This window comes from Burkholderia sp. Bp8992 (genome assembly GCF_003853705.1).
GTDB lineage: Bacteria > Pseudomonadota > Gammaproteobacteria > Burkholderiales > Burkholderiaceae > Burkholderia.
This window is the reverse complement of the sequence record NZ_QTQI01000027.1, coordinates 15,444-37,025: the sequence shown is the minus strand read 5'-3', so window position 1 is coordinate 37,025 and position 21,582 is coordinate 15,444. Positions and strand designations below refer to the sequence as shown.

The 21,582-nt window shown below is 70.8% G+C and carries 14 protein-coding genes; 4 read left to right on the top strand and 10 right to left on the bottom strand.

Annotated elements, in window-relative coordinates:
* Window positions 1–5: 5 nt before the first annotated feature.
* Window positions 6–1,358: a cytochrome-c peroxidase gene (locus DIE03_RS30475; protein ID WP_124455933.1), complete on the bottom strand. Its 1,353-nt coding sequence runs from the start codon at window positions 1,356–1,358 to the stop codon at window positions 6–8.
* A gap of 231 nt (window positions 1,359–1,589) precedes the next feature.
* Between DIE03_RS30475 and DIE03_RS30470 the strand changes: the two genes are divergently transcribed.
* The 4 genes from DIE03_RS30470 to DIE03_RS30455 all read left to right on the top strand — a co-directional run bounded on the left by DIE03_RS30470 (window position 1,590) and on the right by DIE03_RS30455 (window position 6,276).
* Window positions 1,590–3,176: an acid phosphatase gene (locus DIE03_RS30470; protein ID WP_124455932.1), complete on the top strand. Its 1,587-nt coding sequence runs from the start codon at window positions 1,590–1,592 to the stop codon at window positions 3,174–3,176.
* Window positions 3,177–3,345: 169 nt separating this feature from the next.
* Window positions 3,346–4,926 (top strand): sodium:proton antiporter, encoded by a 1,581-nt coding sequence (locus DIE03_RS30465; protein ID WP_124455931.1) that lies wholly within the window; start codon window positions 3,346–3,348, stop codon window positions 4,924–4,926.
* A gap of 52 nt (window positions 4,927–4,978) precedes the next feature.
* The gene (locus DIE03_RS30460) at window positions 4,979–5,371 is read left to right on the top strand and encodes an OsmC family protein (protein ID WP_124455930.1); all 393 of its coding nucleotides are present in this window, start codon (window positions 4,979–4,981) and stop codon (window positions 5,369–5,371) included.
* 20 nt (window positions 5,372–5,391) lie between these two features.
* Window positions 5,392–6,276, top strand: coding sequence for a pirin family protein (locus tag DIE03_RS30455; protein WP_124455929.1), 885 nt, complete (start codon window positions 5,392–5,394; stop codon window positions 6,274–6,276).
* A gap of 55 nt (window positions 6,277–6,331) precedes the next feature.
* Here the strand turns inward: DIE03_RS30455 and DIE03_RS30450 are convergent, their stop codons facing one another.
* From DIE03_RS30450 to bcsB, 9 genes are all read right to left on the bottom strand, one after another.
* Complete coding sequence (locus DIE03_RS30450; protein WP_124455928.1) at window positions 6,332–6,529, bottom strand: hypothetical protein; 198 nt, start codon at window positions 6,527–6,529, stop codon at window positions 6,332–6,334.
* Complete coding sequence (bcsG, locus tag DIE03_RS30445; protein WP_124455927.1) at window positions 6,511–8,067, bottom strand: cellulose biosynthesis protein BcsG; 1,557 nt, start codon at window positions 8,065–8,067, stop codon at window positions 6,511–6,513. Before bcsG ends, DIE03_RS30450 begins: the two co-directional genes overlap by 19 nt.
* Before the next feature lie 27 nt (window positions 8,068–8,094).
* Window positions 8,095–10,632 carry a UDP-forming cellulose synthase catalytic subunit gene (gene bcsA, locus DIE03_RS30440; protein ID WP_124455926.1) on the bottom strand — a complete coding sequence of 846 codons (2,538 nt, stop codon included), beginning with the start codon at window positions 10,630–10,632 and terminating at the stop codon, window positions 8,095–8,097.
* Entirely contained in the window at window positions 10,629–11,408 is a 780-nt protein-coding gene (bcsQ, locus tag DIE03_RS30435; protein ID WP_124455925.1) for a cellulose biosynthesis protein BcsQ, read from the bottom strand. Before bcsQ ends, bcsA begins: the two co-directional genes overlap by 4 nt.
* Window positions 11,405–11,611, bottom strand: coding sequence for a hypothetical protein (locus DIE03_RS30430; RefSeq protein ID WP_124455924.1), 207 nt, complete (start codon window positions 11,609–11,611; stop codon window positions 11,405–11,407). Before DIE03_RS30430 ends, bcsQ begins: the two co-directional genes overlap by 4 nt.
* The gene (bcsE, locus tag DIE03_RS30425; protein WP_124455923.1) at window positions 11,608–13,545 is read right to left on the bottom strand and encodes a cellulose biosynthesis protein BcsE; all 1,938 of its coding nucleotides are present in this window, start codon (window positions 13,543–13,545) and stop codon (window positions 11,608–11,610) included. Before bcsE ends, DIE03_RS30430 begins: the two co-directional genes overlap by 4 nt.
* A 294-nt stretch (window positions 13,546–13,839) precedes the next feature.
* On the bottom strand, window positions 13,840–17,718 hold the full coding sequence (locus DIE03_RS30420) for a cellulose synthase subunit BcsC-related outer membrane protein (RefSeq protein WP_124455922.1): 3,879 nt from the start codon (window positions 17,716–17,718) through the stop codon (window positions 13,840–13,842).
* Window positions 17,703–18,923, bottom strand: coding sequence for a cellulose synthase complex periplasmic endoglucanase BcsZ (bcsZ, locus tag DIE03_RS30415; RefSeq protein ID WP_124455921.1), 1,221 nt, complete (start codon window positions 18,921–18,923; stop codon window positions 17,703–17,705). The genes DIE03_RS30420 and bcsZ overlap by 16 nt, the downstream gene beginning before the upstream one ends.
* Window positions 18,924–18,926: 3 nt before the next feature.
* Complete coding sequence (gene bcsB, locus DIE03_RS30410) at window positions 18,927–21,245, bottom strand: cellulose biosynthesis cyclic di-GMP-binding regulatory protein BcsB (RefSeq protein WP_124455920.1); 2,319 nt, start codon at window positions 21,243–21,245, stop codon at window positions 18,927–18,929.
* Window positions 21,246–21,582 lie beyond the last annotated feature (337 nt).

Sequence of the window (21,582 nt, the reverse complement as noted above, 5' to 3'; positions counted from 1 at the left end):
AGGCCCTAGGGCTTGGCCGGCGCCGCCGTTTGCTGATATCCGTCAGTCAGCGTGCCGAGGAACGCGATCACGTCCTTGATCTCGACCGCGTTCAGCGCCGGCTGGTCGCCGCGCTTGCGGTCGAACGGCGGCTCGCGGTTGATGTTCGGCCAGTAGCGCTTCGGCAAATCGTCGTAGATCTGCACCTTGCCGTGCACGACCGGGTAGAACTTCTCCGGATGGATGTCGCGCTCGACGTAGAAGCGCATCACGTCCTCGAGCGAGTGATACACGCCGTTGTGGAAGAAGGTCTTGCGCAGCGCGACGTTGCGCAGCGACGGCGTGCGGAACAGCCCGCAGAATTCGTCGCGGCCCTTCAGGTCGGTGCGCTCGGGGCCGCACGCGCCGAGATCGTAAAAGCGCGGGTCGCGGTTGACGGGCAGCGCGCGGTTGCGCGGCACCGCGACCGCGATCAGCCCGAAATCGCTGAACTGCGGCGGGCCGCCTTCGAGCGTGCGCTGGCTGATGTGGCAACTCGCGCAGTTGCCCTTCTTCTCGTCGTTGAACAGTTGCAGCCCGTGCAACTCCGCGGGCGTGAGCTGCGCGTGGCCGGCCAGGTACGCGTCGTATTTGCTCGTATACGGATCGAACAGTGCCGGCTGCTGCTGGAATGCGTCGAGCGCGCGCAACACTGCATTGAACGTCGCCTGGTCGTCGCCGAGCACCTGGTCGCCGAACGCCTTGCGGAACGCGTCGGCATACGGTGCGGCGCGAACCGCCTTCGCGACCCACGCGGGCGAGCTGCTCATCTCGAACGGCGACATGAGCGGAATGCGCGCCTGCGCATCGCGCGTATCGACGCGGCCATCCCAGGTCAGCCCGCCGGTCGGACCCGCGTCGATGCTTTCGTCACCTTCGTCCGGCGAATCGTGGAAGTGCTCGCTGAACGGCGGGATGCCGCGCAGGTACTTCAGCGACGGCACCGCGCGAAAGCCGGTACGGTGCATGTCGTCGCCGCCGAGCTGCACCGACAGCGCATTCGGCGGCCCGAACGCATGCTCGGCGCTATGGCACGACGCGCAAGCGAGCTTGCCGGACCCGGACAGCGACGGATCGAAGAACAGCTGCTTGCCGAGCGCCGTCATCTGCTTCACGCCCTCGAATACCTGCGCGCGCGTCTGCGGCTGGCCGGCCGGCGCGACCGCCGGGGCGGCCGGAGCAGCAGCCTGGGCCGCCGGTACGACGGACACGGCCGACGCATTCGTGCCGGGCTGTGCATCGCAACCGGCGAGCGCCGCGAGCGCGCCGACCAGCGCCAGCGTCGCCGCGGCGGAAACCAGCGAGCGCGCGGACGCGAAGGATTTCAGAAGGGTGTGCATCGTCGTTGTTCTAGTAGCGGTGGGCAGGTGGGCAATCGGCCGGAGCTTATGTCAGTTCCGTGACCGTTGAATGACGTTCGACCGACAGTCAATTGAAAGCGTGCCTACACCCGGCTGTCAAATCGGTTCCAGATAATGCGCGCAGCCGGGCGGTACCGCGAGGTTCGTGCGCCGGCCCTCCCGCCACCTGGTTCCCACACGCGACCAACGACGAATGAGAGAGAACATCGCATGAAGAAGTACGCCTGGATTCGCTACACGCCGATCGCCCTCGCGGCGGCGCTCAGCCTGACCGCCTGCGGCGGTGACGATGTCACGCAGCAAGGCCTGTCGGCCGTCAAGAACGTCGTCGTGATCTACGCGGAAAACCGCAGCTTCGACAACCTGTACGGCAATTTCCCGGGCGCGAACGGCCTGCAGAACGCGACGGCCGCGAACTCGGTGCAGAAGGATCGCGACGGCTCGACGCTGGCGACGCTGCCGAAGATCTGGGGCGGCCTGACCGCGACCGGCATCACGCCGGCGGTGACCGAGGCGATGACGGCGAACCTGCCGAACGCGCCGTTCGCGATCGACGATCCGAAGGGCTTCAACCAGTCGATGAGCATCGCGACGCGCGACATCGTGCACCGCTTCTACCAGGACCAGATGCAGATCAACGGCGGCAAGAACGACATGTACGCCGCATGGACCGACGCGGGCGGCCTGACGATGGGCCACTACACGGCCGATCCGTCGAAGCTGCCGCTGTGGAAGATCGCGCAGCAATACGTGCTCGCGGACAACTTCTTCATGGGCGCGTTCGGCGGTTCGTTCCTGAACCACCAGTACCTGATCTGCGCGTGCGCGCCGTACTACGCGAACGCCGACAAGAGTCCGGCGGCCGGCAAGATCGCCGTGCTGAATGCCGACGGCAAGTCGCTGAAGGTCGCGACGAACTCGCCGGCCTCCGCGCTGAGCGGCCCGCCGAAGTTCGTCAACGACGGCGCGCTCACGCCTGACTTCTACGGCATCAACACGATGCAGCCGGCGTACCAGCCGAGCGGCAACAAGGCGGCCGCAGGCGGCGACCCGCTGCTCGCCGACCCGGCCAATCCGTCGACGATGCCGCCGCAGACGGCGACCAACATCGGCGACCTGATGACCAACGCGGGCGTGTCGTGGGCGTGGTATGGCGGCGCATGGGGCCAGGCGCTGCAGGCGAGCCAGAACGGCACGTCGAACGTGATCTACGGCGCCGACCTGTCGACGCCGAACTTCCAGCCGCACCACCAGCCGTTCAACTACTTCGCGAACCAGGCGCCGGGCACCGCGAGCCGCGCGCAGCACCTGCTCGACGGCGGCGCGAACGGCGCCGAGTTCATCAAGGCGATCGATGCGGGCACGCTGCCGCAGGTCACGTTCTACAAGCCGCAAGGCAACCTGAACGAGCACCCGGGCTACACGGACGTCACGTCCGGCGACCAGCACATCGCCGACGTGATCGCACACCTGCAGGCCAGCCCGCAGTGGAAGAACATGGTCGTGGTCGTCACGTACGACGAAAACGGCGGCTTCTGGGATCATGCCGCGCCGCCGACCGCCGACCGCTGGGGTCCGGGTACGCGCATTCCGGCGCTGATCGTGTCGCCGTTCGCGAAGAAGGGCTTCGTCGACCACACGCTGTACGACACGGGCTCGATCCTGCGCTTCGTCACGCGCCGCTTCTCGCTGCCGCGCCTCGCGGGCCTGCAGCAGCGCGACGACGCGCTGAAGGCGAACGGGTCGCAGCCGATGGGCGACCTGACGAACGCGCTCGCGCTGTCGCCGAACCTGTAATCGCGTCACCGTTACGGCAAACCGGCCGGTCGCACGGCCGGGCCGGACCAACGAAGGACGGCCCCGCGGGGCCGTCCTTTTTTTCTTTACGCAAACCCGCTACGCTTTCAACACTTTGACGGTGCCGTTCCGGTAGCCGTCGTGATGCCCCCCTCGCTCGCGGCCGCGCATGACCAACGTCGAACTGTTCCATTACCTGCTGTTGCTGATCTGCGGCGCGGGCGCGCTCACGTGGCTCGCCGAGCGGATCTCGATTCCGCCGGCCGTCGTGCTGCTGCTCGGCGGCTGCGTAATTGCGGTCGCCGGCAAGCGCGTGCCCGACATGGATCCGGCGCTGCTGCTCGCGGCCGTGCTGCCGCCGCTGCTGATGTCGAGCGGGTTCTACACCGCATGGAAGGAATTCCGCGAGCAACTGGCATCGATCGCGTCGCTCGCGCTCGGCGCGGTGGCGTTCACGACCGTCGCGGTCGCGCTCGCCGTGCATGCCGCGAACCCGGGGCTGCCCTGGGCCGCGTGCTTCACGCTCGGCGCGATCGTCTCGCCGCCCGACGCGGTCGCCGCGAAAGCCATCCTGCAGCGCCATCCGCTGCCCGCACGACTCGTCGCGGTGCTCGAAGGCGAAAGTCTCGTCAACGACGCATCGGGCCTGCTGCTGTACCAGATGGCCGTCTCGGCCGCGCTCGCCGTCTCGATCACGGCCGCGAGCGCCACCGGCCTGTTCTTCTCGCTCACGCTGATCGGCATCGCGGTCGGCCTCGCCTGCGGCCATGCGATGAGCTGGGTGCTGCCGCGCCTGCGCGACCCGATGCTCGGCATCGTCGTGACCTTCGCGATGGCCTGGGGCAGCTACGGCATCGCGGAAGCCGTCGACGGCTCGGGCGTGCTGTCGGTCGTCACCTGCGGCCTCGTGCTCGGCGTACGCCAGCATCGCGTGTTCGACGCCGACATGCGGATCAAGGCGAAGGCCACGTGGGAAGCGATCGTGTTCGTGCTCGACGCGCTCGTGTTCATCCTGATCGGCCTCGCGCTGCATGCGATCCTCGCGCGCGTGAACCACGAAGGCGCGGTGCTGATGGCCGGCCTGCGCGTCGCGCTGCCGGCCACTGCCGCCGCGATCGGTGCGCGCGTCCTGTGGGTATTCGTCGCGATGTGGCTGCCGGGCCGCCTGCGCGCGCCGCGCGCGGGTCACGCGCCGTGGTCGTGGCGCGAAGCCGTCGTGCTCGGCTGGTCGGGCATGCGCGGCGTCGTGAGCCTCGCGGCCGCGATCGCGCTGCCGGGCAACTTCCCCGGCCGCGACCTGATCCTGTTCAGCACGTTCCTGCTGATCATCGCGACGCTCGTCGTGCAAGGCGGCACGCTCGCGCCGCTGATCCGCGTGCTGAAGCTGCGCCCGGCCGCGCGCCACACGATGTCCGAACATGCGGTGCGGGCGCACACGTTCGGCGCGGCGCTCGCCGAACTCGACGCACGCGAGCGGCGCGGGTCGGATCTCGAACGCCCGTCGCTCGACCGCCTGCTCACCGAATACCGCAACCGCGTCATGTTCAACGAACGCGCGCACCGGCAAGGCGCCGAACCGGCCGGCGTGCGCGCGCGCATGCTGCGCGTCGAGCTCGAACTCGTCGGCGTGTCGCGCGGCGCGCTGCTCGACCTGCACCGCGACGGCAAGGTCGACGACGCGACGCTGCACCGCATAGAATCGGAACTCGATTTCGAGGAACTGCGCCTGCAGCGGCTGCTCGAACCGTAACGCCCGGCCGGCCACGCCGCCGGCCCACCCTCCTTCCCCACCTGGAATTGCAATGAGCGAACTGTCCGTCGAAGCGAGCATCGGCTCGGTCGATTACCTCGTCCACTTCAGCGATGGCGTCCACCAGTGGCGCGCCGACGAACCCGCGCCGCTCGGCGGCGGCGATGCGGCACCGACGCCCGTCGCGCTGCTGCTGTCGAGCCTCGGCGCGTGCACCGCGATCACGCTGAAGATGTATGCGCAACGAAAAGGCTGGCCGCTCGCCGAAGTGCACGTGAAGCTCGCGCACGAATCGGGCAGCGCGGGCAGCACGATCGTGCGCCGCATCACGCTGGACGGCGACCTGACCGGCGAGCAGCGCGAGCGCCTGCTGCAGATCGCGAACGCGTGCCCGGTACACAAGATCCTCACGCACCCGATCACGATCGACACGGCGATCGCCTGACGCTTCCCGGGATCCCCACCATGTCCGCCTCGATCAAGACCCTGCTCACACCGCGCGAAAGCGACATCGGCAACCTCGTCGTGCGCCGCGTGCTTCCCGCGCGTGCCGCGCGCCTCGTCGGCCCGTTCATCTTCTTCGACGAAATGGGCCCGGCCGTGCTGCCGGCCGGCCGCGGCATCGACGTGCTGCCGCATCCGCACATCGGGCTCGCGACCGTCACCTACCTGTTCGACGGCTCGCTGATGCATCACGACAGCCTCGGCTTCCGGCAGAAGATCGTGCCGGGCGACGTGAACTGGATGACGGCCGGCCGCGGCATCGTGCATTCGGAACGCTCGCCCGACGAGGACCGGCCGCGCGAGCAGCCGGTGCACGGGATCCAAACCTGGGTCGCGCTGCCGGTCGAGCATGAGGACACCGCGCCCGCATTCGTTCACCACGCGGCCGACACGCTGCCGTCGTTCGTGCGCGACGGCGTGAACGTGCGCGTGATCGCGGGCACCGCGTTCGGACTCACGTCGCCGGTCGCCGTGTTCTCGCCGACGCTCTATGCGTATGCGGAATTCGCGTCGGGCGGGCAACTCGCGCTCGATGCGGAGCACGACGAGCGCGGCGTGTATCTCGTCGACGGCGATCTCACCGTCGACGGCACGCCGCTCGCCCCGGCGACGATGGCCGTGCTCGAACCGGGCGCGACCGCGGCGCTCGCCAGCGCGAACGGCGCGCGCGTGATGCTGCTCGGCGGTGCACACCTGCCGGGCGAGCGGTTCATCGAATGGAATTTCGTCTCGAGCGAACGCGCGAAGATCGACGCGGCGCGCGCCGCGTGGGCCGATCAGACGTTCGGCAAGGTGCCGGGCGAAGAAGACGAGTGGACGCGCCAGCCGGCGCGCAAGGCGCAATAGGCGGACGCGCGCGCCCGACCAAGGACGGCCGGCACGCCTGCCGGCCGTCGTGCGTTTACGGCTTCAATCCCATCAGCTTCGCGAGCGTCGGCCAGCGGTCGAGCGACTCGACGAACGCGCGGCGCGCCTGCTCGTCGACATAACGCTCGGGATCGAGCGCGGGCAGATGCCGCGCGAGACCGATCACGTCGTTCGGTTGCGACAGGCGATCGTCGTCGCCGTCGCCGGGAAGGATTACTGTTCGTCGATCCATACGCCGTCCGGAGTTTTCACCGCGTAGCCCGCGGCCGTCTGCATCGTCACCGTGCCCTCGTTCTCGCCGACCATCCGCGTGCGCGGCAGGTCCGCCGCGTACTGCGCGAGCGTCGTGCCCGGCTTGAACGGGCTGTTCGACACCAGGTTCGACAGCAACTGCGACAGTGCGAGGAAGCTGGTCGGCTGGTCGATCACGGTCGTCGCGCCGTGGTTGCCGGTGAAGCCGACGAGCCGCACGCCGACCGGCCCGTGCACGATGCGCGGCGTCGGGATCTCGCGCAGGCCCGCGACCTGGTTCTTGTCGCCGCGCAGCGCGGCACCGTGCTCGGGCACGAACACGATCACCGCGCGGCGGCCCGACTGCGCGATCAGGTCCGCGAGCCGGTCGAAGTCGTTCATCAGCTTCGTCGCGCGCTGCGGATACGAGTCGATGCTCGTCAGCGCGCTGCCGACGATGCGGTTGCCGTCATGCAGGCTGATCGTGTTGTAGTACAGCGCGACGGGGCCCGGCACCGACGCGCGCTGCGCGTACCAGTTCGCGAGCGTCGAATAGTCGTCCTTGATCGCCGAGCCGTCGAACGCGTGCATCGCGACGGGCGCGGCCGCGTTCGAGATCATCGGCGCATCGGCCACGCCGATGTTGTCGTGGACCACCTGCAGGAAGTTGTCGAAATGGCCGTCGTGGTTCAGCAGCGACTGCACCGAGTAGCCGGCGCTCGCCAGTTGCGAGAACAGGTGGCACTGCTGCGGCGCGGGCTTGTACAGGTCGGCGTGCGCTTCCTGGCCGCAGCTCGCGCGCAGCACGCGGATCGCCGCCGGGCCGCTGTAGCTCGCCGCCGTGCTGAAGTTCGAGAACAGGTAGTCGAAGTGGCTCAGCATCGGGTGGTTGCGCACCTTCGCCGCGTCGAGGTCGTCCCACGACAGCGAGCAGATGTGCAGCACGATCACGTCGAACTGCGCGGCCGGATCGCTGCCGAGATGGCCGAACGCGACCTGCCGCTGCGACTCCTGGGCGCGGAACGTCGCGAGCGCCGCGTTGTGGTCCTCGGGCTGGTCGGCGCGCGCGGCGCCCGTTGCGTTCGCCTGCTGCTGGGCCGGCGCGACGACGCGCGCCATCAGCCCGCTGCCGGCCTGCCACAGCGGCATCACGATCAGCACGGCCAGCACGAACGTCGCGACGCGCAGCCAGCGGTTGACGATGAAATAGACGATCAGCGCGCCGACGACCGTCAGCACCAGCACCGGCGGCAGCAGGCGCGGCAGCAGTTCCATCCAGTAGTCGAGGCGGAACGTGCTCACTTCGCGCGCGGCCTCGGCGAGACGCGCGAGCGGCGGCGCATGCATCTCGCGCGCGAGCAGCGGCACCGCGACCAGGATCGCCACGACCTGCCGGACGATGCGCCAGGCGCGCTGCCGGATCGGCGCGCTCGCCACGAGCGCCACCGCGAACGCGAGGTTCGCGAGCCAGAACGGCTGCAGGTGCCCGGTCGCGAACAGCGCGAACTTCAGGATGAAATACAGATTCCAGAACGTCATCTAAACCACTCCATGATGAGCGCCGCGTCAGTCGCGCGCCCGATCGAGTTTCGGCGCCAGCATCGCCTGCACGCCGCGCGCCGCACCCTTCCACATCCGCACGTAGCCGTCCAGCCCGATCCGCAGCACTTCCTTCAGCCCGCCGAGCGGCGTGTCGAGACGCTCGCCCTCGTGCCAGTCGAGCCAGGCATCGGCACGACCGAACGTGCACTGCACGAGCTGGCGCTCCTGTTCGAGCGTCAGTTCCTCGAAGCTCACGCCGACATGCGTCGGCGTCACGCGGGTCACGCGCACCGGGAACGGGAACGCGCGGTCGCCGCGCGTCACGCACACCGTCAGCGTGTCGCCGACGGCGAGCGGCAGCCCCGGCACGGCCTCGAGGCCGAGGCCGCCGGTCGAGTAGTCGCTCGTGAAGCACGCGGCCGTCGACCCGTCGGCCAGCAGCAACATGGCCGGCACGCGCATCGCGATCCGGTGCGTGACGCGCACCTGCTTGGTCTCGCGCGCGACGGCCAGCGCCGCGCCGAGCATCGCGAGGTTGTACACGGTCCAGCCGAGCGTGATCAGGATCGTCGACGCCTCGTCGCCCTGGTCCGCCGCGAGCCGCCACAGGCCGGCGAGGATCGCGAGCACGTTCATCCCGAACAGCACGAGATACGGCTTCGACGTCGACCAGTCGACGTAGCCTTCGTCGATCTTGCCGCCCTTGTCGGTCACGTTGAACTTGCCGTGCTTCGGGCTGAAGAAAGCGACGGTGGTCGGCAGTGCGATGTACCACGCGAGCACCGACTCGTACACCTCGGCCCAGAACGAATGGCGATAGCGTCCCTGCATCCGCGAGTTCGCGACGTTCGCGAGCACGAGGTACGGGATCACGTAGCTCGCGAGCGCGAGCGACGACGCGTTGATGAAGTACAGGTGGAAGAACAGGTACGCGAGCGGGATCGTCAGGAACACCAGGCGCGGAATCCCGTAGAAGAAGTGCAGCATCGCGTTGCCGTAGCAGATCCGCTGGATGAAGCCGAGCCCGCGCCCGAGGAACGGGTTATCGATGCGGAAGATCTGCGCCATCCCGCGCGCCCAGCGCGTGCGCTGCTTCACGTGGCCCGCGAGGCTTTCGGTCGCGAGGCCGGCCGCCTGCACGGTCGGCAGGTACGCGGACGTATAGCCGCGCCGGTGCAGCTTGAGCGCCGTGTGCGCATCCTCGGTCACGGTCTCGACCGCGACGCCGCCGACCTCCTCCAGCGCCGTGCGCTTGAGCACCGCGCACGAGCCGCAGAAGAACGTCGCGTTCCACAGGTCGTTGCCCGACTGCACGAGCCCGTAGAACAGGTTGCCCTCGTTCGGGATCTCGCGGAACGTGCCGAGGTTGCGTTCGAACGGATCGGGCGAGAAGAAATGGTGCGGCGTCTGCACGAGCGCGCACTTCGGGTCGCGCAGGAACACGCCCATCGTCGTCTGCAGGAACGAGCGCGTCGGCACGTGATCGCAGTCGAAGATCGCGATGTATTCGCCGTGCGTCTTCGGCAGCGCGCGGTTGATGTTGCCGGCCTTCGCGTGACGATTGTCGTCGCGCGTCACGTAGTCGATGCCGGCCTCGCGCGCGAACGCCTCGAATTCGGGGCGCTTGCCGTCGTCGAGCAGGTACACGCGCAGCTTCTCCGTCGGCCAGTCGATGCTCTGCGCGGCGAATACCGTCGGCTTCACGACCGACAGCGGCTCGTTGTAGGTCGGGATGTAGATGTCGACGGTCGGCCAGGTGTCGGGGTCGTCGGGCAGCGGCACGATCGGCCGGTCGAGCGGCCACGCGGTCTGCACGAAGCCGAGCAGCAGGATCATCCACGTATAGGCTTCGGCGCCGTACAGCAGGTAGCCGGCGACAGCCTCGACCGGGCTGCGGAAGTCGAGCGTCTGCGTCGTGCGCCACCACACGTAGCGCACCGTCGCGAGCAGCGCCAGCGACGCGAGCGCGAGCGTCGGCAGGTGGCCCGGCAAGCGCCGCAGCGCGAGCGCCAGCACCGCGACGATCGCGAAGAACGCGAACTGCGCGCCGGGCATCAGCGGCGACATCCCGGCCGCGGCCCACAGCACCGCCCCGGCTACGAGCAGCAGCGGCGCGAGCCAGCGGCGGCGGCCGACGCCGTTCGCGCGCGCATCGAGCCAGCCGCCCCAGCGCGTCCACGGCAGCCGGTCGAGCAGCGCGTTGATGCGCCGGCCGACCGCGCGCCCGGCCACGTAAGCCGGCACGACGGTCTTGTCGAACCACGCGAGCGGATCGCGCGCAGGCCGGCCGTCGGCCGCGCGCGGCGCGCGCACGATCGCGCGCCACAGCCATTCGCGCGGGCTCAGCGGCTGCAGCACGCCCCAGTCGTGCGCGAGCCGCAGGAACGCGACGCGCACCCAGCGGCGCACGTGATCGGGCCGGCCGGGCGGCGGTGCATGGAAGAACAGCCGCACGAACCAGTCGACCAGCGTGCGCTCGGCGGGCAGCCCGATGCCGCGTGCGCACCAGTCGGCCACACGGCGGCCGAGCGTGCGCAGTCGCGGCGCGAACGCGGGCTTCATCGCGCCGCTCCGCTGCGGCCCGCGGCGACGGCGGTCAACCATGCATGGACCCAGTTCGCGATGCCGTTCAGGTCGTGCGACACCTGCGAATACGGCGCGTCGTCGAAGATCCAGCTGCCGCGCGCGAGCGCTTCGGGCACGGCCGCGTCGACGTGGATCCGTTGTTCGAGCATCGATGCCGGCCCCGCGACCGCGCGCAGCATCGCGAGCGCGTCGCGCTGCATGTCGCGTGCCGGATTCAGCCGGTTCACGACGATCTGCAGTTCACCGGCGCCGGCCCGCAGCGCACCGAGCCGCGCGGCCGTCGTCGCGCAGGCGGCCGGCTCCGGCGGCACGACGACGAGCGTCAGGTCCGCGCGGCGAATCGCCTGCTCGGCCTGCGGCGACGGATAGCGCGCGGTGTCGACCAGCACGACGCCGTCGGCCGGCAGCGCGATCTCGTCCAGCGCGCGCGACAGCCACGCGGGATCGGCCGCGAGCCGTGCATCGCATGCGGCTGCATCGGCGGCATCGACTTGCCCGTACGGCACGAACAGCACGTCGTCGGCGTTGCGCCACGTATGCGTGTGCCACGGTTCCGCGCCGCCGAGCACGCTTTGCGCGAGACCCTGTTCGGCCAGCGTGTCGAGGCCGAGCGCCGCGCCCATCAGGTTCTGCGGATCGAATTCGATGGCGACGACCGGCCGGCCGCGGCGCGCAAGCAGCACCGCGAGCGCGGCGGCGAGCGTCGTGCGGCCCGCGCCGCCGGTCGTCGACGTAATGGCGATCGTCTTCATCGCGCCGCCTTGTCGTCGACGGCGCCGGGCAGCAACCGGCCGCGCAGCGCAACCGGCACGAGTTCGCACGGCACCGCGTCGTGCCGGTCGATCCCGCGCGGCGCATGAAAGCCGCGGCCGATGCCGAGGTGCTGCGCGACGATCCACACCGGCACCGCGATCACGATGCCGGCGATGAAACCGATGACGAGTACGGCAATCATGCGCGCTCCTGCTTGCGCAGCGGCATCGCGCTGCGGGTAGCGCCGCGCGCACGCGCGGCGGGAATGACGGGAGGCGGCGCCGGTGCGTCGACGGCATCGGGCGCCGGCGATTCACCGATCGCCTCGAGCGCGACGATCGCGTCGATCTGCTCGATCGCCTCGCTCGCTTCGGCCGGCGTCACACCGAGATCGGCGCCCGCGGGCGGCGTGCGTGCGCCGCCGGCCGGGTGCGTCGCCGCGAACAGGTCGCTGTAGTCGGCGATCGGCGCGCGCCGGTTCTCGGCCTTCAGCGCATCGAGCTCGGTGTCGATGCTGCCCTGCCCGAGGCACACGACGCGATCGGACAGCGTGTCGACCGGCACGTCGAAGATCCGCGCGAGCGCGTCGTCGGCGTCGACCGGTTCGCACGCGAACAGGAACACGAACAGATGCCCGGGATCGGCCGTCACGACGTCGCCCGCACGGCGCGGGCGGCAGTGCCGCAATGCATCGACGTGCGACACGCCCGGCAGCAGCGTGATCTTCGCGAGCGTGTGCGGCAGCGCGAGCACGGCGCCGCGATCGAGCACCGCGCGAATGCGCAGGCAGAACGCGCCGACCGGCAGATAGCCGAGCACCGAATCGCCGAGCGCGGCCGCGAGCGCCGCGCGATAGTCGGGCGCGACCGGCCGCGCGTAGAGCTGGCCGCGCAGCGCATGCACGGCGGCCTGCATCCGCGAGACCGGCAAATCGCGCGCGACGACACGGTTCGCGCCGACGCTCAGCACGAGCATCTCGAACTGCTGGCGCAGCACTTCGCCGCGCTCCACGACCGCGATCTTCAGCGCGCCGCCGCATTGCCGGCGCAACGCATGCACGTCCGCGCACAACGCTTCGAGCTGCGCATGCGAACGGAACACGAGCACCGCGGTGGCAGCCTGGGCATGCGCGCACGCCGCGACGACGGCCGCGTTGTCTTCGACGATTTCCCAGCCGGCCGGCACGCGATTCGTGCCGTCGAGCACCGCGCGGCTGACGACGACACGATCCTCGTCGCTCGCGAGCTTCATCCGGTGCGCCGGCTCGGTCGCGCCGCCGTCGACGCTCGCGGACAGCCGGCCGCCCGGCGCAAAGCGCAGCGGCCGCACTTCACCGGCCGCGAGCGTGTCGCCCGCGCGCCAGAAATCGACGATCCACAGCAGTTCGCCGTGCGTGCGCTGCAACTGCGCGACGCCCGAGCAGATACCGTGGAAGCCGCTGCGCGGCGTTCGGTCCGCCGCGCGCACGAGCGGCGCATCGTCGGTGCGCACGCCGTCGCCCGCCCGCGCCGCTTCGGGATCGAGCAGCAGCACGAGCGCGATCCGGTGCGTCCGGCACCAGTCGGCCAGCGCGCGTGCTTCATCCGCGAGCGCGATCGGGTCGTCCCAGCTGAACCAGCGCTGGGCGCCTTCGACGAAATACAGCGAACGCGCGCGAAAACCGTAGCGCTTCATCGCGCGCAGGCCGCCGGTCAGCCGTGCGAACGGGCCCGGCGCCGCGCGGCGCGGCGCGTCGGTGCCGTCACCTTTGGCCGGCTCCGCCGCCGGCATCGCCAGCACGTTCAGGTTGCGCGGCCAGCCGGCCGGTTGTGCGCCGTCCGCGAAACCGAGCGACTCCATCTGGTCCGCGACGCGCGCCGCATCGCGCGCGAGCACGACCGTCACGTTGCGCGTGCGCGCCTGTCGCGCGCTTTCCCAGACGAGTGCGTCGCACCCCGGCGTGCCGCCGGCCGCGTAGATCGCGTACAGGCCACCCGCCTCCAGTTGCGTCCATGCGTCAGGCAGGCCGTCGATCGCGAGCCGGCTCAGCGTGCCGACGCGGCCGCCGGCCGGCCCCATGCGCAGCAGCGCACGCAGGCGGCCCAGCAGGCCGGCGGCGCCGAGCGCGGAACGGGTGGCATCGATTTCCGTATTCACGACGTTCCCCTAGGGTCTGTTTCCACATGGAACGCACATGCGTTGCCACGAGAACGGCCGCTCGCGAGGCGCGTGACGCCGCGAATACTGACGTATTCGCCAGGAGCGCAACGCGGCGAGCGGCCGTTCTCGTGGCAACCCCAAATTAAAAAATCCATTCCACGGGAATGCCCGAAATCGCCCGTATGGCGGCGTCGCTCGTCGCTTGTTTGGCTCGGCCAAACGGCGCTCCTCACTTCTTGCCCTACGAGCGATTTCGGGCATTCGCATGTGTGTTCCATGTGGAAACAGACCCTAGTAATCCGAATAAAGCCGCACGGGCGTCGGCGTCACGAGCCAGCTGCGCGGCGCACGCGCTTGGAACGCATAGCGCAGGTACACGAGCGCCGAGCTCGGCGCATAGTCGTGCGACCGGTCGATCTGCAACTGCGCGCCGACGCTCAGGTGCGGGTTCACGCGGTACTCGACGATGCCGTTGACGCCGTACGAGAACGACACGCCGCGCGTCGAACTGCCCGCATACACGAACCCGGCCGCGACCTGTGCGGCCCGCTGGCTCGAGAACGTCGGGTAGTACAGCGAATCCTTCTCGTAGCTGTTCGAAATCCCGCCCGTGAACGTCAGGTCCCACGACAGCGCGTCGCGCCGCCCCGCCCATTCGATCGGCACGCCGAGCGACAGGTAGCGCTGCGGGCTGTAGTAACCGCCCTGCCCGTACGTGTAGTAGCGCAGGTTCTGCGCGTAGTGCCACGCATTGCCGACGAGACCGGTGCTGACCTTCATCGTCGCACGTTCGTACACGGGCACCGTGAAGCCGGTGCGCAGCGTGACTTCCGCGTTGCGTTCGACGTTGCGGCCGGACAGCACGCCCGCGCCGAGTTCCGCGAACAGGTTCGTGCGGCCGACGTCGACCGACGCGCGCAGGTTCACGCCGTCGCGGCGCACGCCGCCCCACACCGCGCCCGTCCACGGGTCGCGCATCCCCGCGTACGACAGCACGCTGCTCGTTTCCGGCCGCCGCGACGCATTCACGCTGAAGCTCGCCGGGCCCGCGTCGAAACGATAGCGCACGCCGCCGACGAGGTAATGCACGGGAAACCCGAGCGGCGACGTGCCGAGGTCGAAACGCCAGGCGTCCGACAGATAGCCGGCGCCGAGCGCGACGCCCGTCGTCGACTGGTGCAGCGAGCCCGGCGGATTCGCGAGCAGCGCGGCGGTTGACGGATTCGCCTGTGCCCTGAGCGCCGCATAGGTGCCGAACGTCTTCAGCGAATACGCGTTCGGGTCGCTCATATCGAGCGTGCCCGGGTCGAGGTGCACGGTGTCGATCTGCGCGAACACGTGCCCGTCGTAACGGACCGGCATCTGCATGTAGATCGGCACTTGCTGCGCGCGATACGACGAGACGCCTTCGTCGCCCGATTTGTACGCGGGTAGCCAGCCGGTCTCGATCTCGGGATTGCGCCGCTGCTGCAGATCCGCGAACGCGGCCTGGGCGGGCGTCAATCCGTCGCGGCCCGGGCTCACGCCCGTCGCGCGCTCCTGCGACTGCGACAGCCGATACAGCGACGCCGCGTCGTCATAGCGACCCTGGGCCTCGGCCACGCGCCCGGCCGCGACCGTCACGTCGGCGCGCGCCGGATATGCGGCCTGCAGCCGATCCGTCACCTGCGCGGCTTCGTCCGGGCGGCGCAGCGCGTTCAGGCGACGCACGGCCGACAGTTGCGTGTCGACGTCGTCGTCCGGCGTGCGCGCGAGCACGGCCTGCACGCGTGCAAGCGCGGCCGCACGGTTGCCGCTGTCCTCGTCGATCCGCGCGAGCGCGAGTTGCGTATCGGCGTCGTCCGGCGTACGCGCCACGACCGGCGCGAGCGCGTCGCGCGCCGCGCCGTAATGGCCCTGCGCGCGTTCGAGATCGGCCAGTTCGAGCGCATGGCGCTTGTCCGCGCGGCCGGCCGGGCTCGCGCGGTCGAGCAGCTGGCGCGCCCGTGCGTAGTCCTGCTGCGCGATCGCGTCGTCGGTCTGCCGCAGCACGAGCCGCAGCGACTGATCCTCGAGCCGCGCCGTCTGCGCGGCGGTCAGCGACGGGTCGCGACGCAACGTGTCGAGCCATGCGGCGAGCGCATCGTCGCGCCCCGCGCTGCCGAGCAGGTCGCCGTAGCGCAGCCGCACGTCCGCATCGGCTTCGCGCGGATGCGCGGCGATCCAGTCGTGCAGCGGCGCGAGGCCGCGATCGGGTTCGCCCGCGTCGATCCACTGCGCGCCGATCGCGGCGAGCATGTCGGGATCGTCCGGCGCGCTCGCCTGAGCATGCGCGAGCGTGGCGGCGAATGCCGCGCGGTCGCCGCGCCCGAGCGCGCCGCGTGCGTCGGCCAGCGCGCGTTCGCCGTCGAGCTTGCGCGCGAGTGCGCGCATCCCGTCCGAACGATGCGCGTCGTCGACGGGCGCGAGCGCGGCCTGCGCGCCCGCGACGTCGTCGAGCGAATTGCGGTACAGCGCGGTCGCGTAGCGCATCTCAGGCGTATCGCTCAGCGCGAGCCCGTCGTCCATCACCGTGCGGCCGAGCTGCGGCAACCCCATGTCGCGATAGAGACGCGCGAGCGCGAAGCGCGTCCACGGCGCGTCGGGCGCCGCGCGCACGGCCGCTTCGTAGCGTTGCGCGGCGGGCCCGCGTTCGCCCTTGTCGGCCAGCACGCGGGCCTGGCTCGCGAGCAGGTCGGCCCGCAGGCCGTCGAGCGCGCGGCGATCGTCACGCCCCGCCACGCGCCCTTGCAGCGCGTCGAGCAACGGGCCGATCCTGTCTGCGCGGCCGGTGTTTTCGTACAGCATGGCCGTGCCGCGCACGGCCGACAGGTCCGGCGAACGCGCGGCCAGCAACTCGCGCAACAACGGCTCCGCGTGCGCCCAGTCGCGCTGCGCGAGCAGCGCATCGGCAAGCTGCAGCTTCGCGTCCGGGCTGCCCGGCTGCATCGCGAGCGCCGCCCGCGCCGCGCGCTCGGCGTCCTGCGGACGTCCCGCGTTGGCCGCTTCGCGGCCTTGCGCGAGCAGCCCCCAGAACTGCGCGGTACGCGCGAGGCTTTGCCATTTGCCGCGTTGATCGGTCGCGCGCGTCGCGGCCTGCGTGAACAGCGCACGCGCTTCGTCGTGCCGCCCTTCGCGCAGGCGCAGCAGGCCGAGTCCGCCGACCGCGTCGGCGTCGTCCGCCCGCGCCCGCGCGGCGCGCGCGAGCAATGGGTCGGCGGCAGCCAGGTCGCCGCGCGCGAGCGCCTGCAACCCGCGCTGCTGCGCGATGTAGTCCGGATCGCGCTCGAGCCGGCGCTGCGCCTCGCGCTGCTGGTCGAGGCCGGCGATGCGGTCGCGGAATTCGGTGTCGTCCGGCACGAGCGCGAGATACGCATGCAGCGCATCGAGATAGGCGGGATCGCTGCCGGCCGACTGCAGCACGCGGCGCCACAACGCCATCGCCTCCGTATGGTCGGCGTCGGTGCGCTTCGCGAGCGACCACGCGATCCGGTTCGCTTCCGGGCGCGTGTCGGCGCGCTGGTTCAAGAGCCGCGCGAGCGCGATCGACGCGCTCGTGTCCCGCGGATCGGCCGCGACCGCGCGGCGCAGCGCGGCGATCGCCGGCTCGCGCCCGCCCGGCGCATTCGACACGATCTGGTAGTACTCGGCGCCGAGCGCCCCCGACGGCGCGCCGTTCGGAAACAGCGCGACGATCCGCCGGGCCGCCTCGTCCGCGCGGCCGCTGCGCGCGAGCAGGCGGATCTGCGCCATCTCGCCGCGCCCGCTCGTCGCGACACGATATTCGTCGGCCACCCGCCGCGTGGCGGGCGCATTCGGCGACTGCGCCTGCAGGCGCGCGAGCGACGCCTGCGCGCCCTTTGCGTCGCCGAGCCGCAGCAGCACGCGGACCTGTTCGGCCAGCAATTCGGGATCGCCCGGCGCGATCAGCAGCCCCTTGCGCAATGCGTCGCGCGCGAGGTCGTCGCGATGCTTGGTGCCCCACATCCGCGCGGTGTCGAGCTGACGCTGCGCGTCCGTGGAAGCGGAGGTCGCCGGCGCATTCGGCATCGCCGTGCCGGATGCCGGGCCCGGCGCCGCCGCGCACACCGACGACGCGAGCCACGCGAATCCCGCGACATGCGGCACGGCGCGCTTCAGCGGGCGGCGCACGAGCGGCCTCCCCAGCGCGGGTCGAGCGTGCCGTCCGCGCCGAACGTGTAGCGCCCTTCGCGCCAGCCGAGGCCGAACAGCGTCAGCACGCTCGTGTAATAGCCCGGTGCCGACTGGCGCGCGAGCGTCTCGACGCGGGCCGCCTGCGCATCCGCGAGCGCACGCTGGCCGCGCGCGTCGAGGAACGGGACGGCCGCCGCCGAAAACCCGCCGTTGCCGTCGCTCGGCCCCGCGACGCCCGTCGTCGTGTCGACCTTCTCCGGCGGCGCGCCATGCGCGGCGATATGGTCGGCGAACGGCGCGAAGCGCGCGAGCAACGGCGCGGCCAGCGGATCGGCGCGGTCGAGCATGCCGGCCCACAGGTACACGCGGATCGCGTTGTACGCGCTCTCCGCATGCGTGTCCGGATCGGGCCCGAAGCCCGTGCCCGCGCGATACAGCGCCCAGTCGGGCGAAAAGCCCTTCGGCGCGGTGTCGAGCAGCACGCGCCCGGTGCTGGATGCCAGCGCGGCCCAGCGCCGGTCGTCGGGCAGGCGCGCGCCGAGCGCGCGGATCACTTGCGGCGGCGAATAGCTCGGATTCACGCGGAACTGGCCGTTGGCGAGCCGGAACCCGGTCGGCCCCGGCAACAGCGTGAGGCCGAGGCCCGGCACGCTCGCCGTCTCGTCGTCGAGCACGCGCTTCGCGAGCAGCGCGCCGCGTGCCGTATAGCTGCGCTCGTGCCACAGCCGCCCGGCTTCGACGAGCGCATACGCGATCCACAGGTCGGCATCCGACGCCGCGTTCGCGTCGAGCACGCGCCACGCGCCGTCGGGCGCGCGGCCCCACAGCCACGCGGGCAGGTGCGCGCTCAGGTCGCCCTGCGCGAGGTTGTTCTCGGTCCATGCGAGGATCGTGTCGAACATGCGCCGGTCGTTCGCGACCAGCGCGAAGAAAAGTCCATACGCCTGCCCCTCCGATACCGTGCGTGAATCGGCCGAGCCGACGTCGATCACGCGGCCGTCGGCCGAGATGAAATCGCGCTTGAACGCGTCCCAGCGCGGCCAGGCCGCGCCGCATCCCGCATCGGGCGCGGCGGCGCCCGCGGCCTGCGCGCGCGTGGCCAGGCCGGCCGCCGTGCACGTCATCGCCAGCGCCAGCGCGAGTGCCGCGCCGACACGTCGCGCCGGCTGCGTTGCCCGTCGCTTCGTCAATGCCCGCGCCATCCGTTACATCCCCCGTCGACGCGCGGCGATTCTCTGCAGCACGCTGAACACGCCGAGCGCCAGCAGCAGCCCCGCGACGACGCCGACCGCGCCGAGCGCGACCGGATGCCGCGCCGCCTCGGTCCACACACGCGCATACCACGGCACGAAGCCGACCACGTAAGGCTCGCCGACGCGCAGGCTGTCGACCTGCCCCGGCCGCACCACCGCGAGGTCGCCCTGCAGTTGCGACACGAGGCCCGGGTTCTCGAATACGTCGAGCAGATCGCCGAGGCGCGGCTGGTCGGTCGCCGTCAGCGCGACGACGCTGCGGCCGCGGCTGCCCGGCAGCTCGAATCCGGCGAGCGTCGCGAGCGGGCCCGTCTGTTCGATATGCGCGCCGCCGTCGGCGAGGCCGACGCCGTTGCGCCACCGCTCCTTCACCGTGAACGCGACGCGCGTGGCACCGTCGCCGCCCGCACCGCCCTGCTCGCCGAACGCGAGCGGCAGCGCCGAGCGCCAGTGCGCGAGCAGCGGCGACGCCGGCGAGCCGTCGATCACGAGCAGATCCTTGTGGCCCGACAGCGCGGCGACGTCGCCCGGCCGCGCGACCTGCACGCGCAGCGCCGGGAAGCCGGTCCATTCGCCCATGTGGCCGAGCATCGTCAGATAGGCCTCGAGCTCCTGCGGCGACGGCCGGTCGGACAGCACGACGGCCGTCTGCGACAGGTCGGCGAAGCGCGTGAACGGGAAGCCGCTGTTCGCGAAGAACGCGAGGTTCGGCAATTGCGCGTAGTGGACGAAGTGCGAGAAGTCGATCGTCGAATCGGGATCGATCGCCGCGCGCTGCGGCTCGGTGGCCGTGCTGGAACACAGGCCCGTCTTCTGCGAATCGAGCGTGAAGCGGAATTGCAGCTGGTTGCCGCTGCCGACGCGGAACGCGGGAATGTCGACGTCGCTCGTCACGCGCCCTTCCGGCACCGACAGCAGCGGCAGCTGCATGCGGCCGTGCGCGTCCTCGGCCTGGGCCGGCCCGAGCCGGTACGACTTCACGAGCTGGTCGTTGATCTCGACCGCGAGCGTCGAATTGTCCTGCACGGTCGGCGCCGTGTAGCGGTAGCGCAGCGTGATCGGCACACCCGCGCCGTTCCACGAATGCAGATCGGCCGGCACGCGCAGGTTCAGGCGGATCGCGTCGGGCGTCGTGCCGCGCACTTCGAGCTGGCGCGGATCGTTGACGAGCTCGCGAAACGTGATCGGCCGGTTCACCGGCAGCCAGCGCGGCGCGTCGTACGGCTTGCGCGGCGCGCCGAGATCGACGTGCGCAACCGTCGCCGCCGGCCCCGACAGCGCCGCGCGGCCGAGCACGAGCGTGGCGACCGCATCGTCGACCTCGGCCGCCGTGCGGCCCGTGACGACCAGCACCTTGCGTCCCGGCGCGGCCGGGTTGTCGGCCACCGCGAGCAGCGGGCCGTTGATCGACGGCAGCACGAGGCCGGCCGGCAGCGTCGCGGCCGTCCCGACCACCACGGCCTGGTCGTCGGCCGGCAGCCCGGACGATACGGGGAAGCGCGCATGCCGGTAGTCGGCCAGCGCGCCGAACCACGACGCGAGCACGCCCGCGCTGCGCAGCGTCGCCGAATCGGGCGCGGCCGGCAGCACGAACGGCAGCCGCACGCGGCCGTTGTCGCGCCGGTCGAAGAACGGCGCAGGCAGCAGCGCGAGATCGTTCGGCAGGCGTACCGGCGATTCGTCGAGGATCAGTTCGCTCGTCGGGCTCACGTCGGCCCACAGCGCCGAGTTCGTCGGATCTTCGCAATGATCGAGCGTGTAGTGCGCGATCAGGCGCAGGCCGATCTGGTTGAAATCGGAGAAGTAACGCGGATCGATCGGAATCTCTTGCGTGACCGTGCGGCCCGCGCGCGCGGCGTCGAACGGGACGGTCGCGATCACTTCGCCGTTCACCGACACCTTCAGGTGCGACATCGGGAACACCAGCGACGGCGAATACGCATAGGTGAGGCGCAACCGCGCGCCCGTCACCACGCGGTCGAGCCGCACGCCCGCGTTGATCGTGCGCGCGTCGTCGGCGCCGCGCAGGCGCAGCGGATCGAACGCGCCGAGCGACGCGAAAGGCAGACGCACGGTCGTCGCCGGCAGGCCGGCCGACGATGCGCTGGCCGCGCTCGGCGCGGCCGCGAGCACCGGCGCGGCCGCTTCGGCGGGCCCGGCAGCCGACGCGGCGGCCGGCACTGCCGGCATCGGCGCGGCCGACAGCGCGGCCGTATGGAAAGCGCCAACCATGGCGGCCGACAGGACGAGCAGCGACGCGGCCGGCTTCATGCGCCGCTCCGTTTCGTCTGATTGATCCGGTCATCAAGCACGTCGGAACCGACGCGCGCTAAGCAGCTATGCCCGTGAGTGCACATCCCCACTGCTTCCCCTCATATGGCGAACTGACCTGATGCATTTATCGAAACGACGCGGCGCATTCCTGAATGGCCGTCGTCGTGCTGCGCGCGCCTGGCACGGGCGCGCACCCATTCGTCACACTATCTCAAAAAAAGGGCAAAACTTGCGCGAATTCGTGACGGTGAAGCGAAAAAAACCTCGATCCAGTCGGAAATGCTGCACGAGCGGGACGAATGGTAAGAATTGCGCCGTTGTCGCCGGACGGGCC

Coding starts and splice junctions, on each gene's coding strand:
- DIE03_RS30455 (WP_124455929.1), top strand. CDS start 5,392: ATGTCCGCCTCGATCAAGACCCTGCTCACACCGCGCGAAAGCGACATC.
- DIE03_RS30450 (WP_124455928.1), bottom strand. CDS start 6,529: ATGGATCGACGAACAGTAATCCTTCCCGGCGACGGCGACGACGATCGC.
- bcsG (WP_124455927.1), bottom strand. CDS start 8,067: ATGACGTTCTGGAATCTGTATTTCATCCTGAAGTTCGCGCTGTTCGCG.
- DIE03_RS30460 (WP_124455930.1), top strand. CDS start 4,979: ATGAGCGAACTGTCCGTCGAAGCGAGCATCGGCTCGGTCGATTACCTC.
- DIE03_RS30475 (WP_124455933.1), bottom strand. CDS start 1,358: ATGCACACCCTTCTGAAATCCTTCGCGTCCGCGCGCTCGCTGGTTTCC.
- bcsZ (WP_124455921.1), bottom strand. CDS start 18,923: ATGGCGCGGGCATTGACGAAGCGACGGGCAACGCAGCCGGCGCGACGT.
- bcsB (WP_124455920.1), bottom strand. CDS start 21,245: ATGAAGCCGGCCGCGTCGCTGCTCGTCCTGTCGGCCGCCATGGTTGGC.
- bcsA (WP_124455926.1), bottom strand. CDS start 10,632: ATGAAGCCCGCGTTCGCGCCGCGACTGCGCACGCTCGGCCGCCGTGTG.
- DIE03_RS30430 (WP_124455924.1), bottom strand. CDS start 11,611: ATGATTGCCGTACTCGTCATCGGTTTCATCGCCGGCATCGTGATCGCG.
- DIE03_RS30465 (WP_124455931.1), top strand. CDS start 3,346: ATGACCAACGTCGAACTGTTCCATTACCTGCTGTTGCTGATCTGCGGC.
- DIE03_RS30470 (WP_124455932.1), top strand. CDS start 1,590: ATGAAGAAGTACGCCTGGATTCGCTACACGCCGATCGCCCTCGCGGCG.
- bcsQ (WP_124455925.1), bottom strand. CDS start 11,408: ATGAAGACGATCGCCATTACGTCGACGACCGGCGGCGCGGGCCGCACG.